This window comes from Variovorax sp. GW821-FHT10C12 (assembly GCF_059415405.1).
Genome location: NZ_JBWKNE010000001.1, coordinates 794,283 through 809,472, shown reverse-complemented (window position 1 = coordinate 809,472; position 15,190 = coordinate 794,283). Strand labels below are relative to the sequence as shown.

General features: G+C 65.9%; 17 protein-coding genes and 1 tRNA gene. 10 read left to right on the top strand and 8 right to left on the bottom strand.

The features are described from left to right. The first annotated feature begins 239 nt into the window (after positions 1-239). From AC07OH_RS03950 to AC07OH_RS03940, 3 genes are read left to right on the top strand one after another with little or no spacing between them, the layout of a single operon-like run. A complete protein-coding gene (locus AC07OH_RS03950; protein WP_495299687.1) occupies positions 240-983 on the top strand; it encodes a response regulator transcription factor in 744 nt (247 codons plus the stop codon). Beyond that, positions 983-2,275, top strand: coding sequence for a FecR family protein (locus tag AC07OH_RS03945; protein ID WP_495299686.1), 1,293 nt, complete (start codon positions 983-985; stop codon positions 2,273-2,275). The genes AC07OH_RS03950 and AC07OH_RS03945 overlap by 1 nt, the downstream gene beginning before the upstream one ends. Positions 2,276-2,289: 14 nt before the next feature. Next, positions 2,290-4,653: a CHASE2 domain-containing protein gene (locus AC07OH_RS03940; protein WP_495299685.1), complete on the top strand. Its 2,364-nt coding sequence runs from the start codon at positions 2,290-2,292 to the stop codon at positions 4,651-4,653. 165 nt (positions 4,654-4,818) lie between these two features. On the opposite strand, the gene AC07OH_RS03935 is transcribed toward AC07OH_RS03940, so the two are convergent. Then, a complete protein-coding gene (locus AC07OH_RS03935; RefSeq protein ID WP_495299684.1) occupies positions 4,819-6,276 on the bottom strand; it encodes a GntP family permease in 1,458 nt (485 codons plus the stop codon). A 188-nt stretch (positions 6,277-6,464) separates the two neighbouring features. On the opposite strand from AC07OH_RS03935, the gene AC07OH_RS03930 reads away from it, so the two are divergent. Next, a complete protein-coding gene (locus tag AC07OH_RS03930) occupies positions 6,465-7,271 on the top strand; it encodes a transglutaminase-like domain-containing protein (RefSeq protein ID WP_489057112.1) in 807 nt (268 codons plus the stop codon). A 316-nt stretch (positions 7,272-7,587) separates the two neighbouring features. On the opposite strand, the gene AC07OH_RS03925 is transcribed toward AC07OH_RS03930, so the two are convergent. Then, a tRNA-Gly gene (locus AC07OH_RS03925) sits at positions 7,588-7,661 on the bottom strand. A 224-nt stretch (positions 7,662-7,885) separates the two neighbouring features. Here AC07OH_RS03925 and AC07OH_RS03920 point away from each other — a divergent pair. After that, positions 7,886-9,187, top strand: coding sequence for a tyrosine-type recombinase/integrase (locus AC07OH_RS03920; protein ID WP_495299683.1), 1,302 nt, complete (start codon positions 7,886-7,888; stop codon positions 9,185-9,187). Here AC07OH_RS03920 and AC07OH_RS03915 read toward each other — a convergent pair. Further along, complete coding sequence (locus AC07OH_RS03915) at positions 9,184-9,891, bottom strand: SOS response-associated peptidase (protein WP_495299682.1); 708 nt, start codon at positions 9,889-9,891, stop codon at positions 9,184-9,186. The genes AC07OH_RS03920 and AC07OH_RS03915 overlap by 4 nt on opposite strands. Positions 9,892-9,894: 3 nt before the next feature. Beyond that, on the bottom strand, positions 9,895-10,104 hold the full coding sequence (locus AC07OH_RS03910) for a hypothetical protein (protein WP_495299681.1): 210 nt from the start codon (positions 10,102-10,104) through the stop codon (positions 9,895-9,897). A gap of 86 nt (positions 10,105-10,190) precedes the next feature. Between AC07OH_RS03910 and AC07OH_RS03905 the strand changes: the two genes are divergently transcribed. The 5 genes from AC07OH_RS03905 to AC07OH_RS03885 all read left to right on the top strand — a co-directional run bounded on the left by AC07OH_RS03905 (position 10,191) and on the right by AC07OH_RS03885 (position 13,031). Then, positions 10,191-10,604, top strand: coding sequence for a hypothetical protein (locus AC07OH_RS03905; RefSeq protein WP_495299680.1), 414 nt, complete (start codon positions 10,191-10,193; stop codon positions 10,602-10,604). A 324-nt stretch (positions 10,605-10,928) separates the two neighbouring features. After that, entirely contained in the window at positions 10,929-11,144 is a 216-nt protein-coding gene (locus AC07OH_RS03900) for a hypothetical protein (protein WP_495299679.1), read from the top strand. Between the two features lie 5 nt (positions 11,145-11,149). Next, a complete protein-coding gene (locus tag AC07OH_RS03895; protein ID WP_495299678.1) occupies positions 11,150-11,407 on the top strand; it encodes a hypothetical protein in 258 nt (85 codons plus the stop codon). Beyond that, complete coding sequence (locus AC07OH_RS03890) at positions 11,404-11,709, top strand: hypothetical protein (RefSeq protein ID WP_495299677.1); 306 nt, start codon at positions 11,404-11,406, stop codon at positions 11,707-11,709. Before AC07OH_RS03895 ends, AC07OH_RS03890 begins: the two co-directional genes overlap by 4 nt. A 113-nt stretch (positions 11,710-11,822) precedes the next feature. Further along, on the top strand, positions 11,823-13,031 hold the full coding sequence (locus tag AC07OH_RS03885; RefSeq protein WP_495299675.1) for a PIN-like domain-containing protein: 1,209 nt from the start codon (positions 11,823-11,825) through the stop codon (positions 13,029-13,031). A gap of 458 nt (positions 13,032-13,489) precedes the next feature. On the opposite strand, the gene AC07OH_RS03880 is transcribed toward AC07OH_RS03885, so the two are convergent. From AC07OH_RS03880 to AC07OH_RS03865, 4 genes are read right to left on the bottom strand one after another with little or no spacing between them, the layout of a single operon-like run. Continuing rightward, the gene (locus tag AC07OH_RS03880) at positions 13,490-13,990 is read right to left on the bottom strand and encodes a hypothetical protein (protein WP_495299674.1); all 501 of its coding nucleotides are present in this window, start codon (positions 13,988-13,990) and stop codon (positions 13,490-13,492) included. Next, a complete protein-coding gene (locus tag AC07OH_RS03875) occupies positions 13,987-14,520 on the bottom strand; it encodes a glycoside hydrolase family 19 protein (protein WP_495299673.1) in 534 nt (177 codons plus the stop codon). Before AC07OH_RS03875 ends, AC07OH_RS03880 begins: the two co-directional genes overlap by 4 nt. Then, positions 14,520-14,822, bottom strand: a complete 303-nt coding sequence (locus AC07OH_RS03870) for a hypothetical protein (protein WP_495299672.1) — start codon at positions 14,820-14,822, stop codon at positions 14,520-14,522. Before AC07OH_RS03870 ends, AC07OH_RS03875 begins: the two co-directional genes overlap by 1 nt. Continuing rightward, positions 14,822-15,166: a hypothetical protein gene (locus tag AC07OH_RS03865; protein ID WP_495299671.1), complete on the bottom strand. Its 345-nt coding sequence runs from the start codon at positions 15,164-15,166 to the stop codon at positions 14,822-14,824. The genes AC07OH_RS03870 and AC07OH_RS03865 overlap by 1 nt, the downstream gene beginning before the upstream one ends. Positions 15,167-15,190: the final 24 nt, after the last annotated feature.

The following is a 15,190-nucleotide window of genomic DNA, read 5'->3' as shown; positions in this document are numbered from 1 at the left end:
GTGGAGTGATCGGAGCGCCGGGTGGCGCTACAGGGGGCGGATGATGTCGGGGGCCTCCGAAGGCCAAGGGGCCCGCGTGAGGTTTGGTCAGATTTGCAGCCAGCTTTAGTCTGCATTTGTGAATTTCTTTACTACTTCATAACCATCGCCAACAATGTTGCTAACGTTTACGCTACGGAATTCGTCAGATTTCGGGCGTGGATTCACTGTCAAAATTGCCACCGCCACCCCTGGAGTCCATGCGCATCGCCATCCTTGAAGACGACCCGAACCAGCTCTCGCATCTCGTGCGGACACTCGAGCAGCTGTTAACAATTGGCGAGACGAATGTGACCTGCATCACGTTTTCGAACGGGTCGACCTTGCAACAGGCGCTGCGGCGCGAGAGCTTCGACCTGCTGGTGCTCGACTGGAACGTGCCCGGCCTGGCCGGCGTCGAACTGCTGCAGTGGCTGCGCAAGTGGCAGACCGACAAGGTGCCGGTGCTCATGCTGAGTTCGCGTGCCTCCGAGCACGACGTGGTGGAGGCCCTCACCCTCGGCGCCGACGACTACATCGTCAAACCCTTCCGACCGCTGGAATTGCGTGCACGCGTGCAGCGCCTCATGACCCGGCGCGTGCCGGTGGCGCCGTCCGACGGCGAGCGCTTCGGCCGCTGGGAGTTCGAACGGGTGTCGCAAAGCGTGCTGATCCACCCGGGCCCGGGCGACGACGCCGCGCCGCAGCGGCATGCCCTCACCGACCGCGAATTCAAGCTCGCGCTGACACTGTTCCAGCACATGGGCGACACGGTGTCGCGCGCGCATCTGCTCGAAAGCGCCGGCTACAGCAACGAAGAGCTGCCTTCGCGCACGCTGGACAGCCACATCTACCGGCTGCGCAGCAAGCTCGGCCTCGAAGCCGAAAGCGGACTGAGCCTGCGCACGGTGTACGGCCGCGGCTACCGGCTCGAAGCCACGCAACAACCGCAGGTGGATGCGTGATGGCGACGCGCGACACCAGGCCTCGCCTGCATCGCCTCGTGGCCGGTGCCGCACTGCTCGTCGCCGCGATGGCCGCGAACGCGCAGTCGCCGCATGTGGTCAAGCCCGGCGAGACCTTGTGGGGCATCTCGGGCCAGCAGCTGGACACGCCGCTGCGCTGGCCCGAAGTGCAGCAGCGCAACCAGGTGGGCGAGCCGCGCCTGCTGCAGCCGGGCACGGTGCTGTACTTTGCCGACGGCCGGCTGGTGCCCGAGGGCGCCGCGGTGGTCACCGCGGTCGAAGGCCGGGCCTCGCGCAAGCGCGCGGGTGTGCCTGAACAGGCGCTCACGCCCGGCATGCCCATCCAGGCCGGCGACACGCTCATCACCGGCACCGACGCCTTCGTGACCCTCGGGGTGACGGGTGGCAGCCGCGTCGTGCTGCCCTCGCGCAGCGCGCTCGAGGTGCTGGCCATCGACGCGACCACGGTGCGGCTGCGGCTGATCGAAGGCCGCGTCGAATCGCAGGTGCACAAGCAGCAGCCGAACCAGCAGTTCGAGATCCGCGCGCGGTCGATGGGCCTGGGCGTGCGGGGCACGCACTTCCGCGTGCGCGACGAAGACGGCGTGCTGACGGGCGAAGTGATCTCGGGCGAGGTGGTCGTGCAAGGCCCCGCGCAGTCCGAACCGCCGCTCGTGCTGCGCGAAGGCCGCGGCGCGGTGCTGCTGGAGAGCGGCCCGTCGCAGGCGCAGGGCCTGCTGCCGGCGCCCCAGCTGGTGCCTGAAACAACGGCGCGCAACGACCGCACGTTCCGCTTCACGCCCGTTGCGGGCGCGCAAACCTACCGCCTGCAACTGGCGCGCGACGAGCGCTTCCTGCTGCCGGTGTACGAACAACGCGGCCCAGGACCTTCCTTCACGGTGCCGGCAGAACTGCCGTCGGGCCTCTACCAGTTGCGCCTCACGGCCTTCGACGCCGCCCGGCTCGAAGGGCTGCCGGGCGACGGCGCGGTCTACCTGCCCACGGTCGAAGGCGGCGCGGGCGGCCCGGGCACATCGTCCGTGCTTTCGGACGGGCGCGTGGAGGTCCGCTGGCCGGGCCTCGCGGGCCAACGCTACACCTTCGAACTCTCGCGCAGCCCTGACTTCGCCGTGTTGCTGGTGAACGAGCCTGCGGTCTACGCCACCGGCATGACGGTCGGTCCCTTCGTGCTCGGCGGGCGCTACCACTGGCGCGCGCGCCAGGCCACCCCCGACGGTGCTGCGTCCGCAGCGACCGGTTTCGGCGGAAGCTTCGACATTCCGGTGCGCTGAAGCGGGGCACGCGCATGCGCCTCGTCCTCGAACGGTTGCTGATGGCGCTGCTGCTGCCGCTGGCCATGCTCGGCCTGGCGCACCGCCCGGGCCTGCTGCAGCTGGATGCGTACATCCACGACCGCCTCCTGATCCTGGCCTCGCACCGGGCGTCGCCCGACATCCTGATCATCGCCATCGACGAGCACAGCCTGCGCGAACTCGGGCGCTGGCCCTGGAGCCGCGAGACCCACGCCCGCCTGCTCGAACGGCTTGCGCCGGCGGCGCCGCGCGCCGTGCTGCTCGACCTCTTCCTGACCGAGCCCAGCGCCGACCCGCGCGAGGACGCACGCCTGGCGCAGGCCATGGGCCTGCTGCCCGTGTACCTGCCGCTGCTGCACGCGAGCCCCCTGGCCTTCACCAGCCACGAATGGCCGGGCTTCCTGCCGCCGCTGCCGGACTTTGCCGCCCAGGCCCGCGGCGTGGGGCATGCCGGCCTGGCGCCCGACAGCGACGGCGTGGCGCGCACGCTGTACCTGCTCGAGGGCTATCCGAACCAGCTGCAGCCCTACGTGGGCGCGCTGATGGCGCAGCGCGTCCCGCAGCCCGTGGCCGACCCCGAGGCGACGCCGGTCGACTGGCTGCGCCAGAGCCCGCTGCGCCTGCTGTTCGCCGGCCCGCGCGGCAGCTACCGCACCGTGCCCTACGTGAGCGTGCTGCGCGGCGAAGTGCCCGTCGAGCTGCTGCGCGACAAGCTGCTGCTCGTGGGCGCCACCGCGCCCGGCCTCGGCGACCAGACGCTCACGCCCAACGCCGGCATCCGCGGCGTGCTGCCCGGCGTGGAAGTGCACGCCAATGCCATCGACAACCTGATGCACGGGCGCAATGTGAGCGTGTCGCCCCCGCTGTGGCATGCGGCCTGGACCGTCGTGCCGCTGTGGATCGCGCTGTGGCTGCTGCTGCGCAGGGGCCGGCATGCGCTGCCGATCGCCGTCGGCCTGGCGAGCACCTGCCTGCTGATCAGCGGCGTTGCCATGCTGGCGTGCCACCACTGGCTGCCGCCCGCCGCGCCGATGCTCGGCCTGGCGATCCTCTACCTGCTGTGGAGCTGGCGCCGCCTGGAGTCGCAGTTCATCTACCTGCGCAAGCGCGCGCAGGTGCTCGATGCGCTCCCGGGCGGCACCTTCGAAGTCGTGCCGGCCCGTGCGCCCGAGCCTGCGGACCCGGCGGAGCATCCCAAGCAGGCGCTCGACCGCGCCATTGCCCGCCTGCGGCGCATGCAGCAGCTCATGGACAAGGCCCTGCAGGCGATGCCCGTGGCCATGCTGATCTGCGACGAAGAGGGACGCATCGGGTCGGGCAACGCGGCGGCTTTCCGGCTGCTGGGCGGCAGCGCCATGCCATCGCACGGCGACGACCCGACCCCGGTCGCGTTGCGCGGCATGCGGCTGCCCGAGCTGATCGCGCCCCTGGCCGTGCCGCCAGCCAACGGCACGCCGGCCCGCACGGACGCCGACCACTGGACCGATCGGCTGCATGGCGAGTACGTGACACCCGACGCGCGCGTGTTCCGCCCGGAGGCCGCGGCCTTCAGCGGCGACGCGCCCGAGGACCGCGGCTGGGTCGTGATGCTGCCCGAGCTCACGGCCGAGCGCGAGGCGCAGCGCCAGCGCGACGAGTGGCGCCAGTTCCTGTCGCACGACCTGCGCAGCCCGCAGGTCACGATCCTCAGCATCCTCGCGATGAACGAAGCCGGCGATGCGTCGATGCGCACGGCGATCCGCCGCGAAGCCGAGCGCACCCTCGCCATGGCCGAAGGCTTCATGGATTTCGCGCTCGCCGAATCGGACGACTACCGCTTTGCAGACACGCACGTCGGCGCCGTGCTGCTCGATGCAAGAGACCAGGTCTGGCACTACGCGCAGGCCCACGGCGTGCGCGTCGAAGCCCGCGTCGACGACGCCGCCGGCGACACCCTGCTGCACGCCGACGGCGCCCTGCTGACCCGCGCCATCGTCAACCTGCTGAACAACGCCATCCGCCACAGCCCGTCCGGCCGCAGCGTGGCACTGCGCATGGACCTCGCGCCCGGCGCCGCAGCCACCGACGCGGCCCGCGTGCGAATTTCCGTGGGCGACCAGGGCTCGGGCATGACGCCCGAACAGCTCGACGCCCTGCTCCACGCACCGCGCGGCCGACGCACCCCGAGCATCGCGGACACCGCCGCCGGCGACACGAAGGGAACGGGCACGCGGCGCATGGGCCTGGGCTTTTCGGTCGTGCGTGCGGTGGTCCAGAAACACCAAGGCACCCTCGGCGCGCAGAGCACGCCCGGCGTCGGCACGACCGTCTGGCTGCTGCTCCCCCTGCCCAGCGAGGGCCCTAGCACACCGAAGTGACGGGTTTTCCCAATCCGATGGGGACAATGTTGTGGAAAACCGTGTGTGCAGCGCGCGAAACCGTTGCCTGGCGGGGCCTGCAACACGGTGCCTACGAAACAGGCAGCGACGCTGAAAAACCCGGAGAAATATTTTTCTCGGCGTTTTCGCCACACTTCCAACGGCTCAGAACGATCCGAACACCGTCCCCAGCCCGATCACCGCCACCAGCGCCAGCAAGGCGCTGACGATGCTGACCATCACGATGTCGCGGTAGCTCTCGCGGTGCGTGCAGCCGCAGACCGTCAGCATCGTGACGACCGCGCCGTTGTGCGGCAGGCTGTCGAGCGTGCCCGAGGCGATCACCGCCACGCGGTGCAGCAGGGCCGGATCGAGCCCGATGGCCGCGGCCCGCGCCAGGTAGGTGCCGCCCAGCGCGTCGAGCGCAATCGTCAGGCCGCCCGAGGCCGAGCCCGTGAGCGCGGCCAGCACGTTGGTCGACACCGCCAGCGACACCAGCGGCCCGCCGCCGATGCCCAGCACGGCATCGCGCACCAGGCCGAAGGCCGGCATCGCCGCCACCACCGCACCGAAGCCGACCAGGCTCGCCACGCTGAGCACCGGCAGCGCAGCGGCGTTGGCGCCCGCGCCGAGCGTGGCGCGCAGCGAATCGAGCCGGCGCCACTGGGTCGCGATCACCACCGCGATGGCGCAGGCCAGCGCGACCAGCACCGACCAGACCCCGCCCACCGCCGACAGCGACAGCCCGCCCCATTCGGGCGCGGCCAGGTACGCCAGGTTCGCGCGCGGCAGCACGACCAGCGACATCAGCAGGTTCACGCCGATGACCACCGCCAGCGGCAGGAAGGCCAGCAGCGCACGCGGTGCCACCTCGGCGCGCCGGCTGTGCGCCATCTCGGCCGGATCGAACTCGCGCGCGGCACTGGCGCGTTCGCGCAGCGTGGCGTCGTTCTCGAGCGCGGCCGGCGCCGCGCGTGCGCCATCGGCACCGAAGCCCTCGTTCGCGCGGCGCGCCCTCGCCTCCTGGCGCCGCAGCCATGCGAGGCCGAAGGCCAGCATCACCGCCGACGCGATGAGCCCCAGCCCCGGCGCGGCGAACGGCGTGGTGCCGAAGAACGGCATCGGAATTGCGTTCTGGATCGCCGGCGTGCCGGGCAACGCCGACATCGTGAAGGTCGAGGTGCCCAGCGCGATGGCGGCAGGCATCAGGCGGCGCGGCACACCCGCCTCGCGAAACAGCTGCTGCGCCATCGGCGCGAGCACGAAGAAGGCGACGAACAGGCTCACCCCGCCGTAGGTCACGAGCGCGCCGGCCAGCACCACGGCCAGCACCGCGTGGCGCGGCCCGAGGCGTCGCATCAGCACATCGGCGATGACGGTGATCGAGCCGCTGTCTTCCATGAGCTTGCCGAACACGGCGCCGAGCAGGAACAGCGGAAAGTACTGCGCCAGGAAATGCGCCGCACTGCCCATGAAGGTGTGGGTCCAGTGCGCGAGCACGGGTTCGCCGCTCAGCAGCGCCACCAGCGCCGCGGCGGCCGGTGCCAGCAGCAGCACGCTCCAGCTGCGAAACGCCAGCCAGATCAGCAGCAGGAGTGCGACGAGGATGCCCGACAAGCCCATTCTTGCGCCCTTGATGGAGCGGCCCACTCTAGCAGCCGGGCATGTCCCGGCGATCCCTGCGTCTGTCGGGCTTCGCAAGCCATGAAAGCGCTGGAAGCCATCCTGCGCAAGGAGCGCCGACGATCCGTGCAGCTTGAAACCCACCGCGAATTCCCGCGCACCCGCGAACGAAGGCGCATCATGGGCCGATGAACATCCACCTCGGCTTCGAGATCGCGTACCAGTTTCCCCGGCCGACGCCGATGATCCTGACCCTCAGCATCCACTACTCGCGCGCCTCGGACCTGCAGCGCCCCGACCACCTGCTCACCAACCCGTCCGTCCCCACCACCGCCTACCGCGACCTGTTCGGGAACTGGTGCACACGCCTGGTCGCGCCTGCGGGCCGCTTCGTGCTGAGCACCGACACCGTGATCCGCGACAGCGGCGCGCCGGACGTCGTCGTGCCCTCGGCGCCGCAGGTGCCGGTGGAGTACCTGCCCGAATCCACCCTGCTTTACCTCCTGGGCAGCCGCTACTGCGAGACCGACCTGCTGTCCGACTTCGCCTGGCAGCGCTTCGGCAACGGCCCGACCGGCTGGGGCCGCGTGCAGGCGGTGTGCGATTTCGTGCACCACCACATCGAGTTCGGCTACCAGCACGCACGGCGCACCCGCTCAGCCTTTGAGGCCTTCAACGAAGGGCAAGGCGTGTGCCGCGACTATGCGCACCTGGCGCTCACGCTGTGCCGCTGCCTGAACATTCCGGCCCGCTATTGCACTGGCTACCTCGGCGATGTCGGCACCCTGCCGCCGTACGGCACGATGGACTTCGCGGGTTGGTTCGAGGCCTTCCTGGGCGACCGCTGGTACACCTTCGATGCGCGCAACAACGTGCCCCGCATCGGCCGCGTGCTGATCGCGCAAGGGCGCGACGCCAGCGATGTCGCGCTGTCCAGCACCTTCGGGCCCAACGAGCTGGACGGGTTCAGGGTGTGGTGCGACGAGGTGCAGTGACCTGAATCGCTTCTTGCACGCACGGGGTCGGGTCAGTCCACAGCGTCGAAGAACGACAGCTTGCGCGCGTGTCAACGCCTTGACGTGCACGTGTGAACTTGGCGCCCAGTCCGGTGCGCACGGTGGTGCGTGCCGTGGCTGCGCGCCGCTGGCGGATGTGCTGGTGCAGTTGGTGAGCGAGGCGGCTTGAGTCCAACCAGAAACACCGGTGTTCCCGGTGTCGTGCCCCGTGGAGGCGCTGGCTTTGGCCAGATCGCGCAGACTTCCTTCGCGTGGACCTTCATGGAGGTCGCAAGGAATGCCTGGGAATGGGAGCTGGAGCGGGTGAAGGGAATCGAACCCTCGTATGAAGCTTGGGAAGCTGCCGTTCTACCATTGAACTACACCCGCTTATCGCAACTCGTTGATTTCTAACGAGTTTTCAGTCTAAGTGCTTGATTTACAGAGGAAATATTGCCTTTCGGCATCGGCGGGGATTCCCAAATTCACCCCGCCTCACCCCTTTACACTTCGCGCCTTAGCGTAGGTTTTGGCGTAGGTTTCTGAGGAAACTTCGCTTGGCCTACGCGCCGTGGGCACTTCTGCGCCACGACGACAGCCGGGAGTATAGGTCCATGTTCTTCGACGTCCGCGCCGCCAAGCTGCTCAAGCCTGGCGAACACCTTGTGGTTGATGGCTGCGAGGGGCTGCGCCTCGTGGCGTCGGCATCGAAGCAGACGTGGACCTATCGCTACAAGTCGCCAGCCAGCGGACTGATGAAGCAGACGTCCATCGGCGCGTATCCATCCATGAAGGCGCCCGAGGCGGCCGCGGCCTGGGATGCACTGCGCAAGCTGCGCGCCGAAGGAATAGACCCGAAAGAGCACCAGCGCCGAAAGCGCAAAGCAGTGGCTTCGCCGGCTCCGACGACGGAAGTGCTCACGGTGCGCAAGGTGGTCGCCGACTACATCACCGGCCACATCCTGCAGGAACGAGACGAAGCTGGCGCCACAGCCGCGCGCCGCGCGCTGGAGCGGCTGATGGACGAAGAGCCAGATTTCGCAGATTCGGCAGCCGCCTCTGTCAGCCGTTCGACCTGCTTCGACATCCTCGAATCCAGAAAAGCTACGCCGACCGCAGCCCAAAAGCTACGCTCAATGCTCGGGGCCGCGTGGGCCCGAGCTCTCGACGCAGGCCGCCTCGACCAGGACACACCGAACTGGTGGCTCATGGTTCAAAAGGGCAAGCTGAAAAGCAAGGGAAAGATCATCGGCGGCGAGCATCAGGGCCAACAGCGCCCCCTGCTCCAGGGCGAACAAGTTGGCGACCTATTGGCCTGGCTCCCGAACATGCACGAGCTTGGCCAGGACACGCTTCAGGTCTACCTCTGGACTTGTACCCGCGGCTCCGAGATCCTATCCATGCGGCCTGAGTACATCACCGACGAACAAGACGGCTGGTGGTGGACGGTGCCGCGGGAGATGACGAAGAACGAGCGATTCGCCGATGCTGTCGACCTGCGGGTGCCGCTGGTCGGCCGCGCGCTGAAGATCGTGCAGCGCCGGCTGGCGAACGTCGGAAAGTCCGGCTGGCTGTTCGAGGATGCTCGTGGCGAGCAGTACACGCAGCACGACTTCTCGACCTACATCTACGGGCTGCAACCGTATTCGGAAAAGGTCCGCCGGCGCGCAAGCGAAGGGCTTGTTCTCCCAGTCACCCACTGGACGCCGCACAACCTGCGCCGCACGAGCCGGACAATGCTGGCGGCCTTGGGTTGCCCGAAGGAAATCGGCGAGGCCCTGCTGGGCCACATGCCCTCGGTGATCGAGGTCACGTACAACTCTCACACCTACGACGTCGAGCGCCGCCGCTGGCTGACGGTCCTATCGAAGCACTTGGAGAAGCTGGCGCGCGAGGCGCGGGCGAAGAGCGCCTAAGCTGGCACCGGCCCGGCGTCGAACAACTCGACCGGCGGCACCTTCAGCATCTTCCTCGCCTCTTCGACTGTGCAGGTCAACCAGCGGTCGAAGTCGCGCACCTCGAGCGGGATTACCGTGCGCTTGTCCTGCTGGTCGGCCGGAAGCCTCGGATCGGGCTTGTGCATGCGGCCCATGAGCGGGTGGCCGTCGGCGTTCATCGTCAGCATGGTGTAGCTCTCCCAGACCTCGCCCGTCTTCAGGTCGGTCCAGGCGTCCCACAGGCCAGCCAAGCCCCAAGGCGCCCCGTCGGCACGGCGGAAGCGCCACCAGACGTTCTTGCCCGTCTCCCAGTTCGGCTCGTCGTAGCTGGCGGCCGGGATGATGCAGCGCTTGCCGCGGGCCCAGGCGTTCTTGTAGGTCGGCGACCTTTCCATGCCCTCGGTGCGCGCGTTGACGGTGCTCAGGCGCTTGCCCTTCTCCTCGCCCTTCTTCGGCTTCGTCGCCGGGACGTTCGAAGTCGACCAGGGTGGAATCATTCCCCACTGCCCGGTCACCAGCTCGCGCGCGTAGTCGACCGCGTCGGCGCGGCGGATGAACATGGCCGGCGAGAGCGGGAACACCGTCAGCAGCGCCTCCCAGTCCTTGCGCTGGTTGGTCGTGCGATCGATCTTCCAGAAGGCCTCTATCTCACGCTCTTCGGGGGAGACGTAACGAGTACACATCGCTCACCCCCTCAGGCCGTCGCGCCAGTTGACCATGCGCCGCAGCTCCTGGACGCCAGCATCGAAGGCTTCCATATAGGTGCCGAACGGCTCGTCTGAAGCCTTCAGCTCCCCGTAAATCCTGGCGTCGTCCCTCGATTCGATCAGCACCCAGTAGTAGTGGCCTGGGTCCTGCTCGTCGACCGTGAGGGCGATTTGGCGTAGGTGGCTCATGTCCACATTTTGCACTCGGGGACCAGTTGACGGCGCGCCATGGGCAGGAAGATACTGTTTATCCATACAGTATTTTGGAGATCGAAATGCCCAAGCTTCCCTCCGCAACCACCTTCACCGAGGAGCAGTGGATCGCCGCCTTCATCAAAGAGTGGTTCGCCATTTCCGACGGAAAGGCCGACCACGAGCAGCTGTTCGAAGATGGCCAGGCAGCATTCCCTGTGCATGGCAAGACCGATCCAGCGAAGTACGCTCGCCGCCACCACAAGGAAGCTGGAGAGCGCCACCTCAACTGGGTGCGCGACCCGGTCAACATCTTCACGGCCCTCGCCGCCGAGAAGGGCCTGATCAAGCAAGGCGACAAGCTCGATCAGCGAATGCTCGACTACGCCTACGACATCGTGGGGCTGTGCGCGAAGGTCGGCGACGGCTACGGAGATCCCGCTCGCGCCACGGCCGGCCACCACCTCCGCGCAGTCTATGGACCCCTGCCGTTCTGACCGTGAAAGACGTCGAGTACTTCACCTTCATGCTGCCGCCCGACATCTGGCGCAAGAAGTCGCACCCATCGAGCTTCAAACTGACGATGGAGCAGGCGGCAAGACGCCATCCGGGCGCGACGCCGATCTTGAGCACGCGAGAGGTCCAGACGCTTCCAGACACGGAGGACGAAATCCGCACGGCAGTGGCAGATTGGCCACGGGGACACAACGGCTCCAACAACACGGCGGAAGCCATCGGCAGGCATCTTCGAGACTATGAAGCGCGCATGAAGGAGCAGGACAAGTTGCGAGGCGATCCGCCATCACCGCGACAATCTGACCATGAGCCAGACCGACTTTTTCCCCGCCCCGACCACGATCCTGCGCACACCCGTCTGGTACGACGGCGTCGCGCGCGATGACCACCCTCTTCCCCTCTCCCTTGGTGACTACAAGGTCACGCCGGGCGCGGCCGGCGTGCGCTGGACCGTGACCAACCTGAAGACCGGAGAGACGGTCTACGACGGCGTCGGCCCTGTCGAAGTCCTGAGGGGCTGATCACCATGCAAAGCCTCTACCTCCCAATGACCGAAAAGCTGATCGCGCACTGGCGCGCGAACGGCAACGCCTACCCCCAAAAATTCATCCTCACGCCTGAGCAGCACACGGTTTACGTGGAGACGCGCAAGAAGGGCATCGGCGGGCCCAACATCGACGGGTTCGAGCACATGGGCGTGCGCGTGGAAGTATCCGACAGCACGCCGGGCGTCATGATCGCCGCCGACGGCACCGAGGTGTCGCTCGTCTCAACCGAGGAATGAAGACCTCGGAGCTGGCCGGCGCCGCCCTGCACGCCTGGATCGCCAAGGCCCTGGGCGACGAGCCGGGCACGGCGTACACCACCTCTTGGCCAGGCTTCGATCAGCTGCTCGAGCGCGAGGCAATCCACGTAGCGCCGATGCCCGGAAAGGGGCACCAGTGGTGCTCTATCGTCGTGGGCCGGCCCGGCGGTCGCCTGCCGGAAGGCCGAGGCCCGTGGCAGGAAGGACCGAACCCGCGCATGGCCGTCGGCCGGGCTATCGTGGCGGCCCGGTACGGCGCCGAAATACCCGAACTCACTTGAGACACGATCGACCCCGTCCCTTGCAGCAGAAACCTCCGTCGACCCGAAGGTTTCCACCACTTGTAGTTGAAACCCAGTATCGCAAGCTCGAGTCCACACGGCACTAAGCGTATATGAAGAACATCTTCCCAGGCTACTTTCATCCGACCAACGAGGAATTTGATTCCATATTGGGGAAATGCATTTTTGCGTTCGACGCAAATGTCTTACTGAATATTTATAGATATTCAGATGCCACCCGAGGGAAGCTAGAGCAAGCATTGACATCTTTTAAGGGAAGAATTTTCCTCCCCCACCAAGCCGCAAAAGAATTCTTGCGAAACAGACATGGCGTTACGGCCCTTCAAGCAAAAGCATATGCAAATGCAACTCTAGATTTCAACAAGATTTCAGACGCACTCACCAACACAAGTAGACACCCCTACTTGGAAGGCGAAGTTCTTGATCAATTTCTTCAGCTAAAGCCAAAAATCGTCGCTCAGCTTGAAAATAAAAAATCAGAAATCAGCCAGAGAATCACCGACGATCCACACTTGAAAATTATTCAAGACCTATTTTCAGACTGCACGGGTGAGCCGTTTGATGACAATCGCGCGGCAGAAATCAGAAATGAAGGAGAGCGCCGCAACAAGTCTCAAACCCCCCCTGGATGGAAAGACAAAGATAAAGAGCCAGACGGCGACATCAACAAAAAGTTTGGAGACCTCTTCATTTGGAAACAGGTAATAGCAAGAGCACAGTCGTGCAAGCTTCCAATGATCCTTGTGACGGATGACAAGAAAGAGGACTGGTGGCTAGAGCAATCAGGACAACGAATAGGCCCACAGCCAGAATTGGTTAATGAGTTTAGAGCGCTGTCCAACCAGCCTTTTTGGATGTATACCGTCGACCAATTCCTAGAAAAGACGTCTCATATCACACACATAGATGTCACAGCAGACAACATAAGCGAAGTAAGATCGATTGCGTCCGAAAAACCCGTGACGACACTCTTTCCGCCAGATGTTCCACGAACAGAAAATTGGGGTGTATCGCCGGGCAGGATGGCCATATTAAAGGAAATTGCTTTTACTATTGGTCCGAAAAATGTGCTGAATTGGAAATTTGAAGAGGTTGCTGAAGAGTTCAGCAAACTGGCGTCGTCCATGGATCCCGGCGCCTTGATTGGCCTCAGAGGGATTAATTCAATCTCTCGTGACAGCGAACTCACTACGGGAGGCTGGGGACTCCTAATCAATGCAGCTCAAGAGCTATTAATTCACGGAGACGGGGATTCCCAGCGAGACCCAAACTTGTGGTGGCAGGCCACGAGGAGTCGCTAATTCATCTGCCCTGCTGCTTCGATTCTGCTGCAGTGTCGCCGATCAACATGATCCTGGCCGAAGGCGCAACAACTTTCCCCGGCAGTGCCGCGCGCCACAGAGGTTGAAAGCCCTAGGATCTTTGGCGACGAGTCTACGGCCCCACGAGCAACGCGCGAACGTTCTTCACTGTTTGATGCAAAAGCTGCACTTCGTTGTCTCGCCCTTCAACAATGAGTCGGCCTCGCACAGCCGCCCTCGAGACGGTTTTTCATGGGCCTCGCCCTGGAGACATTAATACGTTAGACTTACTTCGCGATTCCCATCTCTCTATCCTCCCTCCTCCGGGGATCGCCTTGCCCGCCTTCGTGCGGGCTTTTTCTTGGGCGCCCCAAATGACAAAATCCCCCGCCCCGCCCCGCCCCGCCCCGCCCCGGCCCGGCCGGAGCCAGAGCGGGGGCGTGGCAGGCGCTGGCAGGTCAGCGCGGCCAGCTGTCGTTCAGGGTTTGGACGTCGGAGGCGTGGTCGTCAGCTGCTCGGACCAGCTCTTGAACTTCAGCCGTGCACTGGCCGAATACGTCTGCAAGGGGATGGGCCGGCTGAGCTTGGGCGGTGGCGGCGGCGCCGGGCACGCGATCGCGACGGGTGGCGATACGGACGACGTCGAGCAGCCTGTCGCGCTCAAGGCGCAGATCGTCAGCAGTGCGAGCTGCCAGGGTTTCACGGGTGCGAGCGGCATTCAGTGCCTCCAGTTGTCGGGCGTAGTTGTCTGCAGCCTTGCGGTCGTTGGCGGCCTGCAGGATGCGGGAGGTCTCGGAGATCGAGAACTTGTAGTTGGCGAGATCCTTGCGCGCCGTGGCAGCATCGGCCCGTGCGCCCGCCGCGCGCGTGCGCTCGATGCCGGCCGTGGCCAGCGCGGCCACGAGCCCCAGGCCGAGCACCCACAGCAGCGGGGTCTTGAGGTCGAGAAGCCCGATCATTTGAGCCCCAGTGCAGCCTTGGCATCAGCCCAGAGCATCTGCCTCTCGCTCAGGCCGTTGAAGCCCCCGTTGATGCGCTTCACCACCGTCAGGAAGTCGCCCGCATCGGCGAATGCGCTCAGGCCCTTCGATTGCCAGAAGTACCCCGCGCTGCGCGCAGCGTCGATGGGCTGCGCCAGGCGGTCTGGGTCGGCGACGTAGTCCACGCCGAGCGCCTTGCTCAGCGCGGCGTAGTTCGCCCGGCCAGTGGTCTGCAGCAGGCCGCGGCCACGGAATCGGAAGCCATCGCCCGGCTGCGTGTTGCCGATGTCGCGCCGGCCCTCATAGCGCTGCTGGGCGATGGTCGGGCCCCACAGCTCCACGACCCAGTGCAGGCCGCCCGACTCGTGGCCGACATTCGCGAGGAATGCCGCTTGGCGCCCCGCCGTGCCGATGCCGAACTCCGCCATTGCGGCCGAGAGCGGCTCAGCGAAACGCTGGGCACGGTCGATCCGCGCGCCCGTGCAGCGCACAAGGGTCTTTGCGTCCATCATTTGCCTCCGAGGGGTGAATGGTCTGTGCGGGTTTCAGGGGGCGCCCCGTTGCGCCACGCACGCCGCGTCGCCTCCAGCTGCAGCACGATCCCGCCGATGCCGGCGATCTCGTACCAGTCGACGCGACGATCCATGACCAGGTCGAGCAGCACGCCGCCCGCATACACCGCCATGAGTGCGTAGACCAGCCACCAGATGAAGCGATTGCGCTTGCGCTGCATGAGGCCGATGCGGCAGATGCAGCCGGCCAGCACCAGCACGCAGCCGGACAGGCCCGCCAGGCGAAGGATCGTTTCCATCATTGACCTCCCAGCTTCTCGATGCGCTTGACCCCTGCGTTGAGCAGCGCGGTCACGACGATCTGCGCGCCGTAGCCGGACACCAGGCTTGCGATGATCAGCAGCGGGCGCGATTCACTACTGACGAAGGCGAGCGCACCCGTACCGCACGCGGCGCCGATCAGCGTGGACAGCAGGATGAAGATCACCGTGCGGACCTTGCCCATCGACTCGGACTGGTAAAGCGCGAGCAGCGCCCCCACCAGCGCCCAGAGCAGTGAGTAGTAGTCCACGCCCAGCAGCGCGAGAGTCATCATCGAGATGGCGCCGACGATCACGCCGGCGGTAGTGGTGGGCTCAGGCATGAAGTCCTTTCAGGAATAAAAAAA

Bases quoted from the DNA above. Each gene is read 5' to 3' on its own strand.
- AC07OH_RS03950 (WP_495299687.1), top strand. From the start codon at position 240: ATGCGCATCGCCATCCTTGAAGACGACCCGAACCAGCTCTCGCATCTC.
- AC07OH_RS03945 (WP_495299686.1), top strand. From the start codon at position 983: ATGGCGACGCGCGACACCAGGCCTCGCCTGCATCGCCTCGTGGCCGGT.
- AC07OH_RS03940 (WP_495299685.1), top strand. From the start codon at position 2,290: ATGCGCCTCGTCCTCGAACGGTTGCTGATGGCGCTGCTGCTGCCGCTG.
- AC07OH_RS03935 (WP_495299684.1), bottom strand. From the start codon at position 6,276: ATGGGCTTGTCGGGCATCCTCGTCGCACTCCTGCTGCTGATCTGGCTG.
- AC07OH_RS03930 (WP_489057112.1), top strand. From the start codon at position 6,465: ATGAACATCCACCTCGGCTTCGAGATCGCGTACCAGTTTCCCCGGCCG.
- AC07OH_RS03920 (WP_495299683.1), top strand. From the start codon at position 7,886: ATGTTCTTCGACGTCCGCGCCGCCAAGCTGCTCAAGCCTGGCGAACAC.
- AC07OH_RS03915 (WP_495299682.1), bottom strand. From the start codon at position 9,891: ATGTGTACTCGTTACGTCTCCCCCGAAGAGCGTGAGATAGAGGCCTTC.
- AC07OH_RS03910 (WP_495299681.1), bottom strand. From the start codon at position 10,104: ATGAGCCACCTACGCCAAATCGCCCTCACGGTCGACGAGCAGGACCCA.
- AC07OH_RS03905 (WP_495299680.1), top strand. From the start codon at position 10,191: ATGCCCAAGCTTCCCTCCGCAACCACCTTCACCGAGGAGCAGTGGATC.
- AC07OH_RS03900 (WP_495299679.1), top strand. From the start codon at position 10,929: ATGAGCCAGACCGACTTTTTCCCCGCCCCGACCACGATCCTGCGCACA.
- AC07OH_RS03895 (WP_495299678.1), top strand. From the start codon at position 11,150: ATGCAAAGCCTCTACCTCCCAATGACCGAAAAGCTGATCGCGCACTGG.
- AC07OH_RS03890 (WP_495299677.1), top strand. From the start codon at position 11,404: ATGAAGACCTCGGAGCTGGCCGGCGCCGCCCTGCACGCCTGGATCGCC.
- AC07OH_RS03885 (WP_495299675.1), top strand. From the start codon at position 11,823: ATGAAGAACATCTTCCCAGGCTACTTTCATCCGACCAACGAGGAATTT.
- AC07OH_RS03880 (WP_495299674.1), bottom strand. From the start codon at position 13,990: ATGATCGGGCTTCTCGACCTCAAGACCCCGCTGCTGTGGGTGCTCGGC.
- AC07OH_RS03875 (WP_495299673.1), bottom strand. From the start codon at position 14,520: ATGGACGCAAAGACCCTTGTGCGCTGCACGGGCGCGCGGATCGACCGT.
- AC07OH_RS03870 (WP_495299672.1), bottom strand. From the start codon at position 14,822: ATGGAAACGATCCTTCGCCTGGCGGGCCTGTCCGGCTGCGTGCTGGTG.
- AC07OH_RS03865 (WP_495299671.1), bottom strand. From the start codon at position 15,166: ATGCCTGAGCCCACCACTACCGCCGGCGTGATCGTCGGCGCCATCTCG.